Genomic DNA, 18,086 nt, shown 5'->3' on the forward strand with positions numbered 1-18,086 from the left:
GTTTGTTCCTGCTCTATATATCTATGCTTCGCATGCGGTAGGCGCACTAGTTGATAGTCTAGCAGCTAGCCTATTTTCACGAATTAAAAAAGACACCCTCGTCGGGTGCCTCTATTAAATCCGTATTATAGTGACAGCATAATCCGCTCGCGCCGCTTAAAGGTCGCGATCTCTTTTACGCCGATTTCCTTGAGAAAACCGGTAACGCCGCTCCAGTCATGCAGCAGCTGATCGGGCCCGTGAGCATCGGAGCCAAACGCAAACGGCACGCCGAGCCGGTGCAGCCGCTCGACAATGTCGGCGGACGGGAACCAGGAGCCGCATTTTTTGCGCAGCCCGGATGTGTTGATTTCAACGGCAACTCCGGCATCGGCGATCACCTGTGCGGTTTCGTCCCAAAGCGCATCAAGCGAGATTGAGCACGGGACGTTTAATCCCTTAACGGCGTCGATATGCCCGAGAATGTCGAACTTGCCGCAGCGCGCCGCCTCCTGAATCAGCCGGATATAGTCCACGTAGGTTCCGTCAATATCGACGTCCTCCTGCCGCCACCGCTCCGAGGCAAACACATGATAACCTCTGAAATAATGCACCGAGCCGATAATATAATCCAGAGGATACTGCGCATAGATAGCCGCATACTGCTCCATAAGGCCCGGCAAATAATCCGATTCCACCCCGAGGCGCACGTCAATCCGGTCTTTGTACTTCTCCCTTAACCCAATCATCTCTTGCACATAGTTCGGAAAATCCGACTTGGCCATCGTCATGCCAGGGCTTGGATGGTCGTTCTCATCACAGAAGAACGGACTATGGTCGGACAAGCCGATCTGGCTCATGCCGAGCTCGATTGCCGCCTTGATCATATCCTCCATGGACCCTTGCGCATGTCCGCATCTGTCGTGATGCGTGTGATAATCCACGAACATGTCCTGCTCTCCTTTCGGGACTAGCCTTTGATGGCTCCAATCATAACACCTTTAACAAAATATTTTTGCAAAAACGGATAAACAAACAGAATAGGAAGGGTAGCTACGATGATTATTGCATACTTGATTTGCATGATGGCAAGGCTCTTCTCCTCGCTGGGCATAACCGAATCGGCAAGGCCGGTATTTTCAACGAGCACTTTTACCAGATAGAGCTGCAGCGGCTGCAAATCCTTGTTCGGCAAGTAAATGAGGGCGCTGAAGTAGCTGTTCCAGTGTCCCACCGCATAAAAGAGCACCAGCACCGCAATAATCGGCTTTGACAGCGGCAGAATAACCGTCCAAAAGATGCGAATGTCGTTCGCTCCGTCCAGCTTCGCCGACTCGATCAGACTTTCCGGAATCGTGCTGAAGTAGGTACGCGCAATGATGACATACCAGACGCCAATCGCGCCGAGAATAATGAGCGCCCATCTCGTATTGTACAGTCCAAGGTTATTGACCAAAATGAATGTCGGGATAAGACCGCCGCTGAACAGCATCGTGAATACAACAAGAAAGGTGATCGGTCCCCGCAAAAAAAAGCTCCGGCGCGACAGCGGATAAGCCAGCGTAATGGTCATCAGCACGTTAAAGGCGGTGCCGGCGACGGTATACCATAGAGTATTGAAATACGCCGTCCATATATCGGGATTCTCAAATACCAGATTGTAGGCATTCAAGGAAAAACCCTTCGGCAGCAGCCATACCTCTTGCGCAGCAGCAGCAAGCGGATCACTGATGGACATGCTAAACACATACAGAAGCGGATACAGACAGATGACGATGACAAAAAGCATGATGGCGGTAATAACGGCATCCGCCAGCCTGCCGGCAGGCGTAGTGGAATGAGTCATGACCCGGCTGGCCTCCCTTCTACCATAATGAGGTCTGGGTCAGCCTGCGGCTTAACCAGTTAAACGTCACAATAAGCGCAAAATTAATCGTCGCGTTCATCAGATCAACTGCGGCGGCAAAGCTGAACTCCCCTCCCACAAGGCCAATCCGGTACACGTATGAGGAGATGACGTCCGACACTTCATACGTTGAAGGATTGTAGAGCAGGATGATTTTTTCAAAACCGACGCTCATCATGCGCCCCAGCTGGAGCAGCAGCAAAATGATGATGGTTGGCGCAATTCCCGGCAGCGTCACATGCAGCAGCTGTCTGAAACGGGAAGCTCCGTCGATGCGCGCCGCCTCGTACAGCTGCGGATCGATGGCCGCCAGCGCGGCCAAATAAAGAATGGAGCTGTAGCCGAAGCTGGCCCACACGTCGGTGCTGATATAAATGGTGCGGAACCAGTCCACCTCGCTCAAAAAATTGATCCGCGCCAGGCCGAGTTTATCCAGCATAACGTTTACGATACCGTCGTTTGGGGACAGAAACGTAATCGTCATGCCGGCGATGACCACGACGGAAATGAAATGCGGCATGTAACTGACCGTTTGCACGACCCGCTTAAACACGTTGCGGCGGATTTCGTTAAGCAGCAGCGCAAATATAATTGGAGCTGGGAATCCCCACAAGAGACCGTATAAATTGAGCAAAAGCACGTTTTTAATGAGGCGGAAGGAATAGATGGAATCAAAAAATTCCCGAATCCATTTCAGCCCTACCCAAGGGCTGTTCCAAATTCCCTGCGACGGCGAAAAATCTTTAAACGCCATTAGAATTCCGTACATCGGAACGTAATGGAACACGATAAAATAAATGACCGACGGCAATACCAGCAATACGAGGAATTTGTCTCGGCTCGTGTTTTTTCTGAGCCGCTCAAGCGCGCTTTCACGCTTTGGCAGAGGGACTCCGGCACGAGACTCTGAGGGAGCAATAGAGGTTTGCATGCTGCGGTTTCCTTTCTGGAATTCGTCATGAAGGAACAGACGCGCAGACCTGCCGCCTGCGCGCTGCCGCCGGTTTACTTCTGATTTTGGCTCATCAGCCGGTCATATTGGCTTTGACGGATGGCAACAACCTCGTCGATTCCGATCGCTTGGATCTGCTTTGTAAATTGATCCCACTTGTCGATCGGCTCCTGGCCGAGAATGAACTTGGCAACCATCTCGTCTTTATAGGTTGTAATATCCGTCAGCTTGCGGTTGATTTTCGTAAACTCGTCCTCGGTCGGCATCGCAAACTCCGCCGTCGGCACGAGGTACGGCTGCACCAGCTTCGCTCTTTCGGCCAAAATTTCATCCGTCTGTTTCAGCTTGGCGATATAATCGAGCTTGCTCGCCTGACTGAACAGCTGCCAGCCGCCTACGGAACGGATAACCTCCACCGCGCCAAGACCGTCCGGATTTTGGGTGACAAAGTCCGTCATCACCGGCTGCCCATCCTTCATCTCGTAGGTTTTTCCTTCTACGCCGAGCGTCATCCGCTTCATATTTTCCTCATTGTAGATGACGTAATCGAGCCAGCGGAACGCAGCTTCCGCGTTGGGGGACTTTTTGTTGATGACCGCGTAGCCGTTTACAACACCGGTTTTTTCGATATGCCCCTTATACCCGTTCGGACCTCCCGGCGGCGTCGTCATCACCCACTGCGCCTTCGGCTGTCCCGCCTCGCGCAGCTTGTTGGTCCATAACGTATTGGATTCCTGCCATGCCAGCGTGGCTCCGGACAGGCTGCGGATAATTTTAGACGTCATCTGGTCCTTCTTGTTCACCGCGAATTCCATATCCAGCAAGCCTTCTTTGACGAGCTTATTCAGGAATACGACCATTTCCTTCGCCTTTGGATCGAGCCATTCGTACTGAATCTTCCCGTTGGCATCGGGGTAAAAGCCATCGCTTGTACGCAGATGAAGTCCCCAGGCGTTACCCCAGTTGTACAGCTGGGTAACTCCGTTGTAGTTGGTCATCGGAATCTCGTCCTGTTTGCCGTTTCCGTTGGGATCCTTCTCTTTAAACGCTTTCAAAACGCTGTACCAATCGTCCACCGTTACCGGCTCCGCCAGTCCGAGCTGATCCAGCCAGTCTTTGCGGATGAGCCAGCCATAGGGTCCGGCTGCGACCTCGTCGTCCCTCGTGCCGGACAGGTGGAACGTGTTTCCTTCAGGCGTTTTCATCAGCGCAGGCAGCAGCGGTTTGGCCTCGAACACTTTGACCGCGTTCTCGCCGTATTTGGCTATGAGATCGTCCAGCTGCAGCAGCAGGCCGTCCTTGGAATATTTGTATAAATCAAAGGTAGACAAAATAACGTCGGGAAGATTGGTGCCGGAGGCAAGTCGAGTCTGCATCGCCGTCTGGAACTGGCTGCCGGGCACAACATCCCATTTAATTTTGACGCCGGTCGCCTTCTCGATCTCCTGCCACACAGGAAGATTTTGAGCGAGACTCGCTGCTGCATAAGGATTATCCGGAGCCGCCACGGTCAGCGTCACCGAACCGTCCGTCACAATCGGCATCGGGTTTTTCGGCTCCGACGCTGTTCCCGGCGCTGCGGAAGCGCTTGGCTGCGGGGACGCATCGGTTCCTTTGTTTCCAGTTGAACCGGAATCGCCTGAGCCGGCCTGACATCCCGCAGCGGCGAGCATTGCCGCCATTAATGCGCTTACAAGTTTGGCTTTCTGAATCGTTTTCTTTTTCATCGCGCCCATCTCCCCTTTGATTTCGACTCGAATCGAGTGATGGCCTCATTGTAGGGGAGCAAGAACGGCAGTGTATACGAACAATCCATGCTCCCGCCATACAGAAATTGCCCTGTTTACAGGTTAAGACGGCTTGTATTGGCTAGGGGTAATGCCCATATATTTTTTGAACAGGCGGCGGAACGTAATATCGTTGTCAAAGCCGACCTGCTGTGCGACCTGAAGAATCGTGGCGCTGCCGTCCAATAACGGCTTGGAAGCCTCGATTCTGCGGCGGTTCACATAATTGATAAAGGTAGTGCCGGTAACACCTTTGAAGGAGCGGCTCAGGTAAGAAGGAGAGATGCGGAACGCTTCGGCAACGGAGGTCAAGGACAAATTTTGATCGCTGTAGCTGTCGTTCAAATAGGTCTTTACGTCGCGAATCAGCTGGCCTGAACCGGATTCGTCGTCCTTGGCAAGAAGCTGAACGGCCTCCTCGTACAACCGTCCGATGGCCCGGATCATCTCCTCCATCGTATCCAGCTGCATCATGTCCTTTAGCCGGAAGGACGGCGACGGGCCGATGTTCGCCTGCTCCAGCGCCTTCAGCGCAGCGGCCGCGATGCTGTAGCCCAAGTAGCGCATTGCTTCCGGCGTCAGCCGGTGGCGGCTCACGTAATGCTGCATAACGGCAGCGGCCATTTGCCGGGCGGCGCTGCCGTCTCCGGCGGCAAGCGCCTGAATGAGCTGCGTCTCCTCTGCCAGATAGCCGTTCCATTGGCCTTCCTCGTTGTATTCATCCGCATCAATTACGCTGCCGTCGCCTTTCAGAAAGCGGAATTCCAAGGCGCGCAGCGCCGACTCGTAGGAACGGTTCAGCTCGGCAAGCTGGCGGCAGACGGCTCCGGCCCCGATGCAGCGGAAAGCGACCGAAGCGGCGCGAAGCTCCTCGGCAACGGCCGCAAGCGCCGGCTCGCGATCCCCCTCCCGCTCCATGTTCAGCAAGAGCGTTTTGTTCGTTTCGTCTATTTCAACCCAGTAAAATGTCACGCCAAGCTCCTCCAGACGAGTGCGGACGGATCCGTAAAAGGCTTCAGGCATTTGCTGCTCCTCGCTCAGCAGTAAAGCGGCGCAGGCAAACAGATCGTTCGGAAACGAAAGATCCAGCAGCTCCATCGCCTGCAGAAGTCCGTCATCGCCGGTTGAGCTTTGAGTAATGAGCCGGGTCAGGCAGGTGTTGCGGGCCAGCGGCCGGTAAAGAGCGATCTCATACTCGCTGCGATTGGCATCGGTGAGCATATCGTAAATCGTGTGCTCCAGAAAATGAAACTCGTTGCCGGGCGAAGCCTCCCGCATCAGCTTGCTGCGCACCAGCTCAATCAGCTTGGCTAGCGGCCGGTAATTGCGCCGGGCAAGCAAATAAGAGAGGCCGATTCCAAGAGCGAGATAAAATAGAGACAGCCCGATAGCCGCATTGCGGATGAGCGTAAGCTTTGCAAGCACCGTCCCGCTTGGAACCGCAATGGTATAGGACCACCCGTGGCTATCGGGCAAGGAATGATAGACGGAATACGACGAGCCGTCCGACAGCGCCACGCTGCCCAGGCTGCCGGATACGGCTGGCGCAGCCTTAGCTGCCAGCCGGGTCTGTACGTAGGAGCCGATTTCGGCGGTTCCATTCACGCTGGCAATCGGTTTGCCCTGCGCATCCGCCATGTACACGGCGCTCTGCTCCGCCAGCGCCGAGCTGGAAAGCATCTGCCGCAGCGATTCCTCACGGATAAGCAGCATCAGCGTAGCTTGAAAGCCGGAGCCGCCCGGCGGCAGCGACTGAATGTAGGTAATGACACGGCGCGATTGACTGGAAATGCCCACCTCTTCGGGGAGCAGAATGCGGCGGTTGTTCGGTTCCGAAAGGATAACTTGCCACTGGTCGGGGGTGATATCCCGGTAGCGAAGCAAATCGAGGAAAAAACGTTCCGTGTTGTCTTTTCCAAGCGTCGAAAGCACGGTATCCTTGCCGTTGAAATGGAGCACAATCTCGTCGAGCAAAGGATAGGTAGACTTATAAATGTTCAGCTCATTCATCGTATTCAGCAAATCGCCGATATCAACACGCTCATAGCTGAAGCTGTTTCCTTCCATATTCATAAACTTGGCGATGCGAGGCATATAGGAAAGCTGAACCGCAAACGTATCCAGCGCATTGAAGCTGCGTTCCACTTCACGCCGGGTATCCTCCAGCAGGCCGAGGTACGTGTTGTCGGTCTGCTCCTTTATCGTACTGGCCGCCCAATAGTAGGTGGACAAGCCAAATATGGCAAACGGAATCGTGAAGATGAGCACATACGTGAGCATCGTTTTCACAAAAAAGGAGTTTCTCTGTTTTAAGCTGACCTTCAAGCGGAGTCCTCCCGTCGGAGCGAATGGTGTTTTATGTCATTCGTGTCGAACCGTGAGGAATCCTTTATTGAAGTGAAGGATCGGACCGTTTACACACCCATTATTTGTTAGTATGATCGTTGGGATGCTGGAAACGAGTCAGGAGGATGCCAAATGAAATTGGATGTGCTCGATAAAGGATATGTGCGGCTGGTTGACCATATGGGGAGCGACCTGTCCGTTGTAAACAGCGCGCGGGTATCCTACGCCAAGGAGTCAAAAGAGCTCACGCCAAGTGACCGGAAGCTGATTCAGTTTTTGGCGAGAGAAGACCATATGTCTCCTTTCCGCCATGCGATGATGCAGTTTGAGTTCTATGCGCCGCTAATGGTGGCGAGGCAGCACTGGAAATATGTCGTCGGCAGCGATCATACGATGGATGCCTGGAACGAAGCCTCGCGCCGGTACATAACGATTGATGTCGAGAACTACGTTCCGAATCCCGTCGACTGGCGGAGCAAGCCTGAAAACTCCAAGCAAGGAAGCGGAGATCCGGTAGAAGAAGCAATCGGCCGGGAAGCTACGGAAAGGCTACTGCGCCAAATTGAGCACGGGTTGAAGGATTACGAATGGGCGCTGGACAACAATATCGCGCCTGAACAAGCGCGGCTGCTTATTCCGTCCGCTTACGGCATGTACACGGCCTATTACTGGACGACCTCCCTTCAATCGGTTTGCCATTTTCTCCAGCAGCGGCTTGCTCATGATTCGCAATACGAGATTCAGGAGTATGCGAGAGCTGTGTACGAGCTGGCTAAACCTCTTTTTCCCGTTTCGATGGAACAGCTGCTGGAGGAAGCCAGTGAATAAACCTTTTATCATTCATTCAACAAAGGCCATCCTCATCGGATGGCCTTTGTTGTGTTCTATTTTTGAAGAGTTAAACCGCTCCTCAACTATGTAACGCATTTCACCGCAATCGTTAATGAGACTTGCCTAACTGTTTATTGTTTCGTCGGGATAAACAGCAGCACCGTTGTGCCTTCTCCCTTCTCGCTGTGCACCTCAACCGTTCCTCCTAACTCTTGAATCGTGCTGTAAACCATAGACATGCCAAGACCGGTTCCTTCCGCTTTTGTGGAATAATACGGCTTGCCCAGCCGTGATAATTCCTCCTTGGACATACCGATTCCCGTATCCCGAATACGAATCATAATCGTGCTCCGGTCCTCAAACGCCTCAATGGTGAGAATACCTCCCCCCAATTCCTTCATCGCTTCAACTGCATTTTTGAACAAGTTAATGAAACACTGCTGAATTTGATTCCGGTCATAGCTGCATTTCAGCGAGTTCTGGAACTTATACCTGACCTCTACTCCGTGAACGGAAGCGTACGGCATAATGACGTTTCGGGTGTAGTCCAGCTCTTCGCTCATGTTGGAGTAGATCAAATTATCCCGTTGCGGCTTGGCAAAGGAAAGAAAGTCACTGACAATTTTCTCCGCCCGCTGCAGCTCCTGCAGCGATAAATCGACAAATCTCCGCTCCTCCTGCGAAATCGTGGGCGACTTGTAAAGCAGCTGAAGGAAGCCGCTCGTCACCGTAATCGGATTTTTTATTTCATGCGACACGCTGGCCGCAAGCTCGCTGACGACGCTTAGCCGCTCAGACTGAATCAGCCGCTCCCGATTTTTTATATTTTGAATGATTTTCTCAAGCAGAATCATAATGACGCTCGTTACGATGACATGAGTGGATAAGGCGTTCGCAGCGAGAATCCAGAACTCCCGGTTTAATGATTTAATCATAAAGCTGAGCGTCAGCAGGTACCAAGCCATCGTTGCAAAAGCAATCGTCGTGGCGGTAATAACCCTGCTCTTGGAGCTCTGCTTTTTAAAATAACTGCTGCACAGCGGGACAAGCAGCAGCACCGAGGTCGAAAAAAGAAAAGACGGAAGCGTGCCCTCTCCATTGACATAGAACCGGTACACATTCAGCACGATGTACAACGGAAAAGCGCCTTTATATCCACCAAATAAGGCAACAATAATAAAGGGAACGTATCTCAAGTCAAATATGAATCCATTATCTAGAATAATTGGATTCGCGATACAAAGCACAAGAGCTACCGCTGATAACGCAACAAGCAATTTTTTGTTAAAGGAGTAGGATCTATTTTCAAAGAAGATTAAAAATAGAACTACTGGAAATAGCATGAATAAAAAATTCAAAAGCAATGTTTCAAACAATGGAAAACTTCCTTTCAAATATTTGCATATGTAAACAGGTTTATTATCCGAATCAACTGAACTCTACGATATAATTATAGGTAAAGACTTGGGAATTTTCTATGTATTTATTACATAAAAAAGAGCATCCCTCCATTGAGGAATGCTCTTTTAGCTCATATTTGAGGCGCGGTATGTTTAGCCATTGCTGAAATGACGTTGTCCCACTCTTGCGGATGCAGCTCATGACCCGATCCGTTCAGCGGCAGCAGCCTCGCCGAGGGAAGCTTTTCGGCCAATGAAAGCCCGTGCGCATAGGGGATAATGGGATCATCTGTTCCGTGTATGATCAGCGCAGGGACGGAAATCTCGGCTGTTCTTGCCAGATAGGAAAAATCCCCTGACAGTATGGCGTGATTGGTCATGCTTGCTATGCTGCGGCTTCGCTCCAGTTCTTTTTCGACAAGCGCGCGAATTCTCGGCTCATCAAGCGAATGTTTGGAGCCTGCCAGAACCCGCCATTTTTGAACGGAAAACTCTGTTACAGCGCTTTTGTCAGACCAATCCACGGACGCTGCGTCGGCAAAAAACTGCGCCACCTTCTCCTCCATCGGCGGGAGCTCCGGGGCAAAGTTGGAGGTTGCAATCAGCGTTACAGTCCGCACCCGGCCCGGATGACGGAGAGCCATCATTTGAGTGAGCATGCCGCCCATCGACATACCGGCAACATGAGCCCGTTCAATTCCGTAAACATCCAATATTCCCGCCGCATCGTCGACCATATCCTCGAATACATACGCCGGATGCCCGGGTTCGTATACGGTGGAGCGGCCTACATCGCGGTTATCGTACCGGATAACAAAACGCCCTTCTGCTGCAAGGCGCCGGCAAAATTCCTCTTCCCACCAAACTAGAGACGCCTGCGCTCCCATAATAAGCAGAATAGCCGGATCGGCCGGATTGCCAAAGCTTTCGCAGCAAAGCTCTACGTTATTGACGCGAAATAGTTGTTCTGTCATTTATAATTCCTCCTCATTCCGTCTCAAAATAGAGAAGTATTACTAGGGAATATAAAGTAATCCCTCTCAAGCTTGGAACTTCCCGTTTAGTTTAGCAAAAAGCACAGGCCGCCGCTTGCCAGCGCTTCTTCATCGGGGCGCAAGCTAAATCCCCTGTCAATGCGTTTCGCTCGCAGCTCCGCCGTAGGAAAGACTGAGACATGCTATAATTAAATCATTCTATTTGCTGATCGGAGGCATTCCTTTGTTCCGAGTTCTGATCGTAGAGGATGACGAGAAAATCCGCGAGATCGTCGCAGAGGCGCTGCGCAAATGGCAGTACGAGGTCATTGAAACTTCCTCCTTTGACCGGGTGCTGGACGACTTCCGGGCTGCCGAGCCGCATCTTGTGCTGCTTGACGTTAATTTGCCGATATACGACGGCTTTTACTGGTGCCAGCAGATTCGCGCCGTCTCCAAGGTGCCGATCCTGTTTCTCTCGTCGCGAAGCGAGAACATGGACGTGATTATGGCGATTAATATGGGCGGGGACGACTATGTGCAGAAGCCGTTTGACCTGAACGTGCTTGTTGCGAAAGTAAGCGCGCTGCTGCGCCGCAATTACACGTATCAGGACGAAAGCTTCCAGCTGGGGCACCGTCAGCTCATCCTGCAGCTGTCTACCTCGTCCATTCAATACCGGGATAAAACGGCCGAGCTGTCCCGCAATGAGTTTATTATTTTACAAACGATGATGAGGAATATCGGGCGGATCGTGTCCCGTGACGAGCTGATGCAGGTACTGTGGAACGACGACCAGTTCGTCGACGACAATACACTTACCGTGAACGTTAACCGGCTCCGCCGGAAGATCACCGTGTTTGGCCTCGAGGATTTCATCGCCACCCGCAAAGGAATGGGGTATATCGTCGAATGAGCCGCTTCTGGCGTTTCCTGAGCTACGAGCGCTCTAACATTGCTATGTTCGGCGCCGTGTTTCTGCTGACCGTTGCAGGCTACTGGCTGGATTCCCGCAGCCCATGGAGCTGGCAGACATTTTGGTATACGCTCGGGCTCGTGTCCCTTGTCACCGCCGCTTACCTCGGCTTCCGTTATATGCGTCATATACGGGCCGTACAGAAGCGCCACGACGAGGACAGCGAGCCGATGTCGCTGGAAGCAGAAGCGTACCGGGGAGAGCTGGAGGAGACGCACATCCGACACATTCGGGCGCTGAACGAGGTTCATGCCAAACAGAAGGAGTATTATGACTTCATCGTCTCCTGGTTTCACGAAATCAAGACGCCAATCTCCGTATTGAGGTTGCTTCAGCAGACGAAGGCCGATGCCCGCAGCGTAGAGGAGGAGGTGACCCGCATCGAGCATTATGTGGATCAGGCGCTCTACTACGCCAAGCTCGACAACTTCAGCCAGGACTACGAGATTGTAAGCTGCGATTTAGAGACTTTGGTCAAGGGGGCGGTTAAAGCTCATGCCAAGTCGTTTATTTCCCGGAAAATGAAGCTGCGGCTGGACATCCCGCCTACCATCGTGCAAAGCGATCCTAAGTGGCTGCTGTTTATCGTAAACCAGCTGCTCACAAACAGCTTGAAATACACCGGCGACAACGGTGAAATCACTATGTCGGCACGAGTGACGCAGGACGAAAAGCAGCTCGTCCTGCGTGACAACGGCATCGGCATCGACGCCAAGGATGTGCCGCGCGTATTCAATCGGGGCTTTACCGGAACCAATGGCCGCTCCCATGCAAAGTCGACGGGCATGGGGTTATATTTGGCGCAGGAGCTGTCCAGGAAGCTGGGGCATTACTTAACCTGCGAGTCTATCGTTGGAAGTTATACGGTGTTTACGATTCATTTTCCGAAGCATCATGATCCTTACCTGAATACGGTAGGCAATCGCGAATCTGCAGCTGCGGAATAAGTAAAAGCCGGAGCTGCGCCCCGGCCTATTGTTTATTCGCCGCATCTTTAAGAACGGCGGCTTATGATTTTGTAATACAGATTGGCGGATGAGACGTAGAACAACAAATACACGGCAAAATACGCTCCGATAATTCCCCATACAAGACCCGGCAGCTCCGGAAAATCGCTCACCGAATCAAGAATGTACGACTTAATGATCGACCAGCTGTACAGCACGCTCAGCAGCAGCGGCGGCAGAAACACAAAGAGCAGCTGCTTGCGGATAACGCTTTTGATCTGCCGGTTATCAACCCCGATTTTGCGCAATATCGCATACTGCTGCTGCTCGTCGGTCGCCTCGCGCAGCTGTTTGAAGTAGATGACGCTGGCTAACGCAAACGTCGCGATGAGCGCAAGAAAACCGCTGGAGAACAGCATGAGCGACGAGCCTTCAATCTGCTTGGAATACACATCTGCGAACGAGGAGTAGTACGCTCCTTCCGTCCGGCTAACGATGCTATGCACCTGGATCGACAGCTCCACGGCGCTGTTGGCGTCGCTCAAGCCATAGATGATGAACTCCCGCTCTGCTGTTCCGCTCTGCTTCAAGCGCTCGTATTCCTCGTCGGAGACAACGAGCACCGCAGGCTTTTGATCCATCGAGGTGGCGGGATTTGTCGACCATCCCAGATAGGCGTAGTCTTTCTTTTCGACCAGCGTAAATTCCGTCTCTCCGGTACTTGCTGTTTCCTCTTCGCCTAACAACGGCTTTACAGTAAACCTCGGCGTCTCGCCCGGCGCAAAAGCCTTCGGAAAGTCCGAGCCCTGCGACAGCGTCACCGCCTCGTTTCCTTTCAGCTTCACCTGCTCGTCATCTCCGCGCGCCGTCACGGCTTCGTTAAACGTTGATTGCGCGACGAGCAGCACCTCCGGCATAAACATCTCGGCGTTCTCAAACGCCATCTCTCTGTCCGTAACCGGAGCCGTTACGAGAGCCTTCGGCTGAAGCCGGTACTCCACGTTGTGGGCGGAGCTGCGAATGATTCCATCGATCTCCTCGTTCTCGGCAGTGCTCAACGATTGAAAAGCGATGTCATTGGGCAAATTCCGGCCGACTGCCTCGAACTGCACCTTGTAGTTGATCGCCATAAAACACATCAGCATCATAATGGCCGCGCCGAACAGCGTAATAAAGGACAAGTTCAGCGTATTGCCGCGAATCTGGAAGCGCAGCGAGGACGTCCACAACACCGTATTTCCTTCGTGGTATTTGCCGGAGCGGCCGATCCGCTGCAGGATCCAGCCAACGAATTGACGGAAAAACAAGTACGTGCCGCCCACGATGCCAATCGCCGTTGCAATCAGACTGGCGCTGGCGTATTCCTGCCAGAACACCGAGCCTTTGCCGCTATAGAGAAGAGCAAACGCAACGGCAAGCATAACAACGGCCGTTATAGCTAACCAAGCGGATACGCGCACAGCCTTTTCCGCCTTGGCTTTGGCGTGGAACAGCTCCGTCAGCTGCAGCCGGTTCACCATCCGGTAGCTCTGGACGCCGATAATGACGGCCAGCAGCAGAAACAGCCCGCCGGTTGCGGCAATTGCCTCGACCGGAAACAGCAGCGAGATGGCGGTATCGTATTCCATCAGGCGCATGAGCAGCATGCCAAACAGCTTGGACAACAACCCGCCAAGCAGCACGCCGGCGACGAGCGAGATGAGGCCGATGACAACCGTTTCATAAAATAGCATGCGCACGACCTGCCGTTCGGTTAGCCCGTAGAGCAAATACATGCCGAATTCCTTTTTGCGCTGGCGCATGAAAAACGAATTGGCATACAAAATGAACAGAATGACGAACAGAAAAACCGCCGCCGAAGCGATGGCCGCTCCAAGCTGAAAGTTGTCGCGGTTTTGCAGAGCGCCCAGCACATCCTCGTTAAACATCAGCGAAGAAAAAGTGTACTGAATGATGACGCCCGTAATCATCGAGAATAGATAAATCGAGTACAGGCGGAAGCTGCGCTTTACGTTCCGAAGCGTAAGCTCAAGAAGGCTCATCGCGGCTTGCCCCCTAACAGGCTTTGGGTTTCGAGAATGCGGTCATAGAATGTTTTTCTGTCCTGACCGCCCGCGTACAGCTCGCTTACGATGCTCCCGTCCCGGAGAAAAATGACGCGTTTGCAGTAGCTTGCCGCATAAAAATCATGCGTGACCATCAAAATTGTCGTGCCGAACGTCTCGTTCAAACCGACGAGCTGCTCCAGCAGCTGCGTGGCGGAGCGCGAATCAAGCGCGCCTGTCGGCTCGTCGGCGAACACGATGGCCGGCTTCGTAATGATCGCACGCGCGGAGGCCACCCGCTGCTTCTGCCCGCCGGACAGCTCGCTTGGGTATTTGTTCAGCAGCCCCTCGATATTCAGCGCTTGAATAATCGGCTGCAGACGGCTCTCCATATCCGCCGCCTTTACTTTGCGCAGCGACAGCGGGAGCAGAATGTTCTCCTTCGCCGTCAGCGTGTCCAACAGATTGTAATCCTGAAAAATAAAGCCCATGCGCTCCTGGCGGAACTGCCTGGCGGCCGGCTTTTTCATCTCCAGCAGCGATTTGCCCTCCAGCCATACCTCGCCGCCGGACAGGCGGTCAATTGTCGACAGCACATTCATCAGAGTCGACTTGCCTGAGCCCGACGGCCCCATGATCGCGGTCAGCTCTCCCGCCTCGACCGTCAGGTCGATCCCTTTCAGCACCGTTGTTGTGCCGTAGTTCTTGGTTAAATGTTTCGTTTGAATGACAGTCTGCATGCTGCAGCTCCTTTCCGTCCCTCTTCTGCTTTTACTATAGCGTGGCCGTGAGATGCCAACCATCGAGTCAAGGCGGAGTGGAGTGACAGTTTTGTCACTTTGGAGCTGTGCCTAGTCAGCCTAATTCCTTTCCGAGCTTAGCGGCAGATTGAGCACAAATACGGAGCCATCGGGAGAACTGGAGAGCAGCGACAGCTCTCCTCCCTGGGCACGCGCCAGCAAACAGCTGTAGGTCAGACCAAGGCCAAGGCCGCGCGTCCGCAGCCTTTTTTTCTCTCCCCGGTAAAACCGTTCAAAAATATGAGGCGCTTCCTGGGGATCGATGCCGATTCCGTTGTCCGCCACCTCGACCATAGCGCGGTGTCCGGCCTCGGCTACGCGTATTCGAATCGTCTGCGGCCGTTCTGAAGACGCCGCCTGCCGGGCATTGTTAAGCAGATTGACGACAATCTGCTGAATGCGCAGCGCATCTCCCACGGCATGGACCGCATCACCCGGCAGCTCGAGAGAAACCTCGGCATCGGGCTGTCTGTTGGTCAATTCCCATTGGTAAACGATCTCCGACACTAACGCGCGCAGCTCAACCGTTGCGCTTACGACCTCCACGCTGCCAGCCGAAAGAGCATTGTAATCAAGCAAATCAGACACCATCCGCTCCAGACGGCCGGTCTCCTGCACGGCAATATCGACGAACTCCTGCGCTTCCTCCTGCGTGACCACTCCGTCGCGCACCGCCATCAACAACCCCTTAATTGAGGTCACAGGGGTTTTCAGCTCATGCGTTACGCCTCCCAGCGAAAGCGCGCGCCATTCCTCAAGCTGCTTCAGCCTCCCGGCCATTTCCTTGAAGGAATCGACCAGCTCGTGAATTTCCCGCTCGCGCGTCTCCACATTGAGGTCAACGTCGTACTGACCGGCCCGAATCAGCCGAGCTCCTTCCGCCACCTTTCGGATCGGAAGCGACAGCTTGCGTGAAAGCAAATAGAGAGTAAGCCAGCCGGAAAGAATAAGCGTGCCTAACATCACCAGGAGCAGCTCCAGTTCGTAAGAGCTGGCTGCAAGTGAATTTTTGGACATGAGCAGAGTGACCTGGCCAATCGCGCCCTCGCCTGCGACAACCGGCGTCGTGACCGCTTTTTCTTTCGGGTTCTTGGAGTGCTTCAGATCCGCCGTCATCCGCTCCAGCATAGCCTGCTGACTCGTATAAGGCATGGAGTATAACAGCTTCCCATCCCGGTCGGTAATGAGGATACATACTTCTCCATCCACATTAAAATACTCCAGACGGCTGCCTAGAAGCTTGTCCATATGCGGCGGAATGACAGGCCGACCATCCCCGGCCGCGACGCGGTCCGCGATTTCTTGTCCGAGCAGACCCGCTGCCTTTAGCCGATTGTCGGTCGCTGTCTCCCGAATCAGGTACAAGGAGCTAACCACGATAATCCCGAAGCCCACGCACAAAATAGCGACGTAGCGGAGCGTCCAGTACGATAGAATGGACGTCTGTTTGTTCTTTTTTACTCTCCGATCCAAAATTGATACCCCGTTCCTCTAAGCGTGCGAATCTCGCCTGCCTCCACAGACCAATGCGAAAGCGACTGGCGCAGCCGCTTAATCGACAGGTCGACGGCTCGGTCGCTCCCGTCATAATCCATGCCCCATACTTGCTCAATGAGCTGCTCCCGCGTGAAAATCCGGTTCGGGCTTTCGGCGAGGAACAGCAGCAGCGCCAAGTCCCGCGGCGTCAGAGACACTTCCGCCGCATTCAAATACACCGTACGGGACGCATAATCGAGCAGCAGATTGCCGTAATACCGCCTGCTCTCGCCGTCTGTCCAATGCGGCCGCCTGCGCAGCACCGCCTGAATGCGCGCGACAACCTCCTCCGGCACAAACGGTTTTGTCATATAATCGTCGGCTCCGCCGTTCAATCCTCCGAGACGGTCCTGAAGCCGGTCGCGGGCGGTCAGCATAATGACCGGACAGGCGCTTTTGGCGCGTATGAGCCGCAATATTTCCCAGCCGTCCATGCCGGGCAGCGTAATATCCAGCAGCACAAGCGAGTAGTCTCCCGCTTCAAATTGCTGCATCGCCTCTTCCCCGTCCGCCGCCCGGTCGACGCGGAATCCGGCTTTTTTGAGATATGCCGCCAGAACACGGGCAATGGCTTCCTCGTCTTCCACGATTAAAATCGTCTTCATCACGGCGGGCCCCCCTTCCCTTCCTATTCGTACTGCTACTTTTACATAGGAGCAGCCTCCCCGCAAGGGGATTTTCAACGAGATAGACTTTATTTTTGCCTGACATTCTCCCGACATATTCGGCTGATAAGGTTATCTCGAACTCTTACAAAAAACAGGCTGAACAGGAGGAACTACTGTGCACAAAAAAGCAAAGCTTTGGCTCGCGACCGGTATTGCTGCTGTCGCTGTTATTGGGGCAGGCGCGTATGCGCTGGCGGACGACTATCTCGGCAATAACGTAGAAGTGGAAGGTGTTATTTCAAACAACACCAATGCGTCGAACCAGACCCAGGAGGCTAGCGGCAGCGGAACTACCGGAACGTTAAATTCTGCTGCGGGAGCAGCGGTGACCGGGGAGCAGCTGAACGGAGAATGGAAAATAGCGGATGCGGCAAAAGTTTACTTCTCCGTGACCACGTCGCGGGAAACGGTCAACTTTGTCAATGAAGCGGTAAGCGGCAGCTGGTCGTTAAATGTGGATGATTGGGCGCAAACTGCGGCAACCGCTACGATAGAGATGAGCTCAACCGATTCGGGCAACTCGCAGCGGGACGGGCATATTACCGGCCCGGAATTTTTGGACGCCGCTCAATTCCCGCAAGCGACATTTACTGTCTCCTCCTTTGATGGGCTGCCATCCGAGTGGACAGACGGAACGGCTTATGACTTTAAAATGACAGGCGCGATTACCGTCCGCGGCATCGAAAAAGAAGCCGTATTCGCCAGCAAAGCCGTTTACCAGAACGGACAGCTGCTCGTGTCGGGAACAACGACGGTCACCTTTGCAGACTTCGGCATGAAAAACCCGCATAATGTTGTAATGGAGACGGAAAATGAGGTTGGCGTTCAGCTTGAGCTTGTGCTGGACAAGGCTTAACGCGCAGCGCCCCGCCTGCCTTCAAGGCGGACGGGGCGTTTATATATGCTATTTTCCACACTGATTACGCAGCCGCTCCGGCC

15 protein-coding genes are annotated in these 18,086 nt (G+C 53.5%); 4 read left to right on the forward strand and 11 right to left on the reverse strand.

The features are described 5' to 3' along the window. Positions 1-125 precede the first annotated feature (125 nt). The 5 genes from M3223_RS10880 to M3223_RS10900 form a co-directional block, all read right to left on the reverse strand. Positions 126-929, reverse strand: coding sequence for a histidinol-phosphatase (locus M3223_RS10880; protein WP_251561316.1), 804 nt, complete (start codon positions 927-929; stop codon positions 126-128). A gap of 20 nt (positions 930-949) precedes the next feature. Continuing rightward, a complete protein-coding gene (locus M3223_RS10885) occupies positions 950-1,825 on the reverse strand; it encodes a carbohydrate ABC transporter permease (protein ID WP_251561317.1) in 876 nt (291 codons plus the stop codon). A 19-nt stretch (positions 1,826-1,844) separates the two neighbouring features. Then, the gene (locus M3223_RS10890; protein WP_251561318.1) at positions 1,845-2,816 is read right to left on the reverse strand and encodes an ABC transporter permease; all 972 of its coding nucleotides are present in this window, start codon (positions 2,814-2,816) and stop codon (positions 1,845-1,847) included. A gap of 74 nt (positions 2,817-2,890) precedes the next feature. After that, on the reverse strand, positions 2,891-4,564 hold the full coding sequence (locus M3223_RS10895; RefSeq protein WP_251561319.1) for an extracellular solute-binding protein: 1,674 nt from the start codon (positions 4,562-4,564) through the stop codon (positions 2,891-2,893). 123 nt (positions 4,565-4,687) lie between these two features. Further along, the gene (locus M3223_RS10900; protein WP_251561320.1) at positions 4,688-6,949 is read right to left on the reverse strand and encodes a helix-turn-helix domain-containing protein; all 2,262 of its coding nucleotides are present in this window, start codon (positions 6,947-6,949) and stop codon (positions 4,688-4,690) included. A 153-nt stretch (positions 6,950-7,102) separates the two neighbouring features. On the opposite strand from M3223_RS10900, the gene thyX reads away from it, so the two are divergent. Continuing rightward, a complete protein-coding gene (gene thyX, locus M3223_RS10905; RefSeq protein WP_251561321.1) occupies positions 7,103-7,798 on the forward strand; it encodes an FAD-dependent thymidylate synthase in 696 nt (231 codons plus the stop codon). Positions 7,799-7,932: 134 nt separating this feature from the next. Here the strand turns inward: thyX and M3223_RS10910 are convergent, their stop codons facing one another. Together M3223_RS10910 and M3223_RS10915 are read right to left on the reverse strand one after the other, a co-directional pair. Further along, positions 7,933-9,144 carry an ATP-binding protein gene (locus M3223_RS10910; protein ID WP_251561424.1) on the reverse strand — a complete coding sequence of 404 codons (1,212 nt, stop codon included), beginning with the start codon at positions 9,142-9,144 and terminating at the stop codon, positions 7,933-7,935. A 188-nt stretch (positions 9,145-9,332) separates the two neighbouring features. Beyond that, the gene (locus M3223_RS10915; protein WP_251561322.1) at positions 9,333-10,175 is read right to left on the reverse strand and encodes an alpha/beta fold hydrolase; all 843 of its coding nucleotides are present in this window, start codon (positions 10,173-10,175) and stop codon (positions 9,333-9,335) included. A 244-nt stretch (positions 10,176-10,419) separates the two neighbouring features. Between M3223_RS10915 and M3223_RS10920 the strand changes: the two genes are divergently transcribed. Together M3223_RS10920 and M3223_RS10925 are read left to right on the forward strand one after the other, a co-directional pair. Continuing rightward, positions 10,420-11,091: a response regulator transcription factor gene (locus tag M3223_RS10920; RefSeq protein WP_251561323.1), complete on the forward strand. Its 672-nt coding sequence runs from the start codon at positions 10,420-10,422 to the stop codon at positions 11,089-11,091. Continuing rightward, the gene (locus M3223_RS10925; protein WP_251561324.1) at positions 11,088-12,098 is read left to right on the forward strand and encodes a sensor histidine kinase; all 1,011 of its coding nucleotides are present in this window, start codon (positions 11,088-11,090) and stop codon (positions 12,096-12,098) included. The genes M3223_RS10920 and M3223_RS10925 overlap by 4 nt, the downstream gene beginning before the upstream one ends. Before the next feature lie 47 nt (positions 12,099-12,145). Here M3223_RS10925 and M3223_RS10930 read toward each other — a convergent pair whose 3' ends face one another. The 4 genes from M3223_RS10930 to M3223_RS10945 all read right to left on the reverse strand — a co-directional run bounded on the left by M3223_RS10930 (position 12,146) and on the right by M3223_RS10945 (position 17,084). Continuing rightward, positions 12,146-14,140 (reverse strand): ABC transporter permease, encoded by a 1,995-nt coding sequence (locus M3223_RS10930; protein WP_251561325.1) that lies wholly within the window; start codon positions 14,138-14,140, stop codon positions 12,146-12,148. Further along, entirely contained in the window at positions 14,137-14,883 is a 747-nt protein-coding gene (locus M3223_RS10935; protein ID WP_251561326.1) for an ABC transporter ATP-binding protein, read from the reverse strand. The genes M3223_RS10930 and M3223_RS10935 overlap by 4 nt, the downstream gene beginning before the upstream one ends. A gap of 120 nt (positions 14,884-15,003) precedes the next feature. Continuing rightward, entirely contained in the window at positions 15,004-16,416 is a 1,413-nt protein-coding gene (locus tag M3223_RS10940) for a HAMP domain-containing sensor histidine kinase (RefSeq protein WP_251561327.1), read from the reverse strand. Then, entirely contained in the window at positions 16,401-17,084 is a 684-nt protein-coding gene (locus M3223_RS10945; protein ID WP_251561425.1) for a response regulator transcription factor, read from the reverse strand. Before M3223_RS10945 ends, M3223_RS10940 begins: the two co-directional genes overlap by 16 nt. A gap of 178 nt (positions 17,085-17,262) precedes the next feature. Here M3223_RS10945 and M3223_RS10950 point away from each other — a divergent pair, with 178 nt between their 5' ends. Continuing rightward, a complete protein-coding gene (locus tag M3223_RS10950) occupies positions 17,263-18,003 on the forward strand; it encodes a YceI family protein (RefSeq protein WP_251561328.1) in 741 nt (246 codons plus the stop codon). The last annotated feature ends 83 nt before the right edge of the window (positions 18,004-18,086 follow it).

Source organism: Paenibacillus pasadenensis, assembly GCF_023715725.1.
Lineage (GTDB): Bacteria > Bacillota > Bacilli > Paenibacillales > Paenibacillaceae > Paenibacillus_O > Paenibacillus_O pasadenensis_A.

Excerpts from the sequence above, each read along its gene's own strand:
- M3223_RS10880 (WP_251561316.1), bottom strand. The coding sequence starts at position 929 with ATGTTCGTGGATTATCACACGCATCACGACAGATGCGGACATGCGCAA.
- M3223_RS10885 (WP_251561317.1), bottom strand. The coding sequence starts at position 1,825 with ATGACTCATTCCACTACGCCTGCCGGCAGGCTGGCGGATGCCGTTATT.
- M3223_RS10890 (WP_251561318.1), bottom strand. The coding sequence starts at position 2,816 with ATGCAAACCTCTATTGCTCCCTCAGAGTCTCGTGCCGGAGTCCCTCTG.
- M3223_RS10895 (WP_251561319.1), bottom strand. The coding sequence starts at position 4,564 with ATGAAAAAGAAAACGATTCAGAAAGCCAAACTTGTAAGCGCATTAATG.
- thyX (WP_251561321.1), top strand. The coding sequence starts at position 7,103 with ATGAAATTGGATGTGCTCGATAAAGGATATGTGCGGCTGGTTGACCAT.
- M3223_RS10910 (WP_251561424.1), bottom strand. The coding sequence starts at position 9,144 with ATGCTATTTCCAGTAGTTCTATTTTTAATCTTCTTTGAAAATAGATCC.
- M3223_RS10915 (WP_251561322.1), bottom strand. The coding sequence starts at position 10,175 with ATGACAGAACAACTATTTCGCGTCAATAACGTAGAGCTTTGCTGCGAA.
- M3223_RS10925 (WP_251561324.1), top strand. The coding sequence starts at position 11,088 with ATGAGCCGCTTCTGGCGTTTCCTGAGCTACGAGCGCTCTAACATTGCT.
- M3223_RS10930 (WP_251561325.1), bottom strand. The coding sequence starts at position 14,140 with ATGAGCCTTCTTGAGCTTACGCTTCGGAACGTAAAGCGCAGCTTCCGC.
- M3223_RS10935 (WP_251561326.1), bottom strand. The coding sequence starts at position 14,883 with ATGCAGACTGTCATTCAAACGAAACATTTAACCAAGAACTACGGCACA.
- M3223_RS10945 (WP_251561425.1), bottom strand. The coding sequence starts at position 17,084 with ATGAAGACGATTTTAATCGTGGAAGACGAGGAAGCCATTGCCCGTGTT.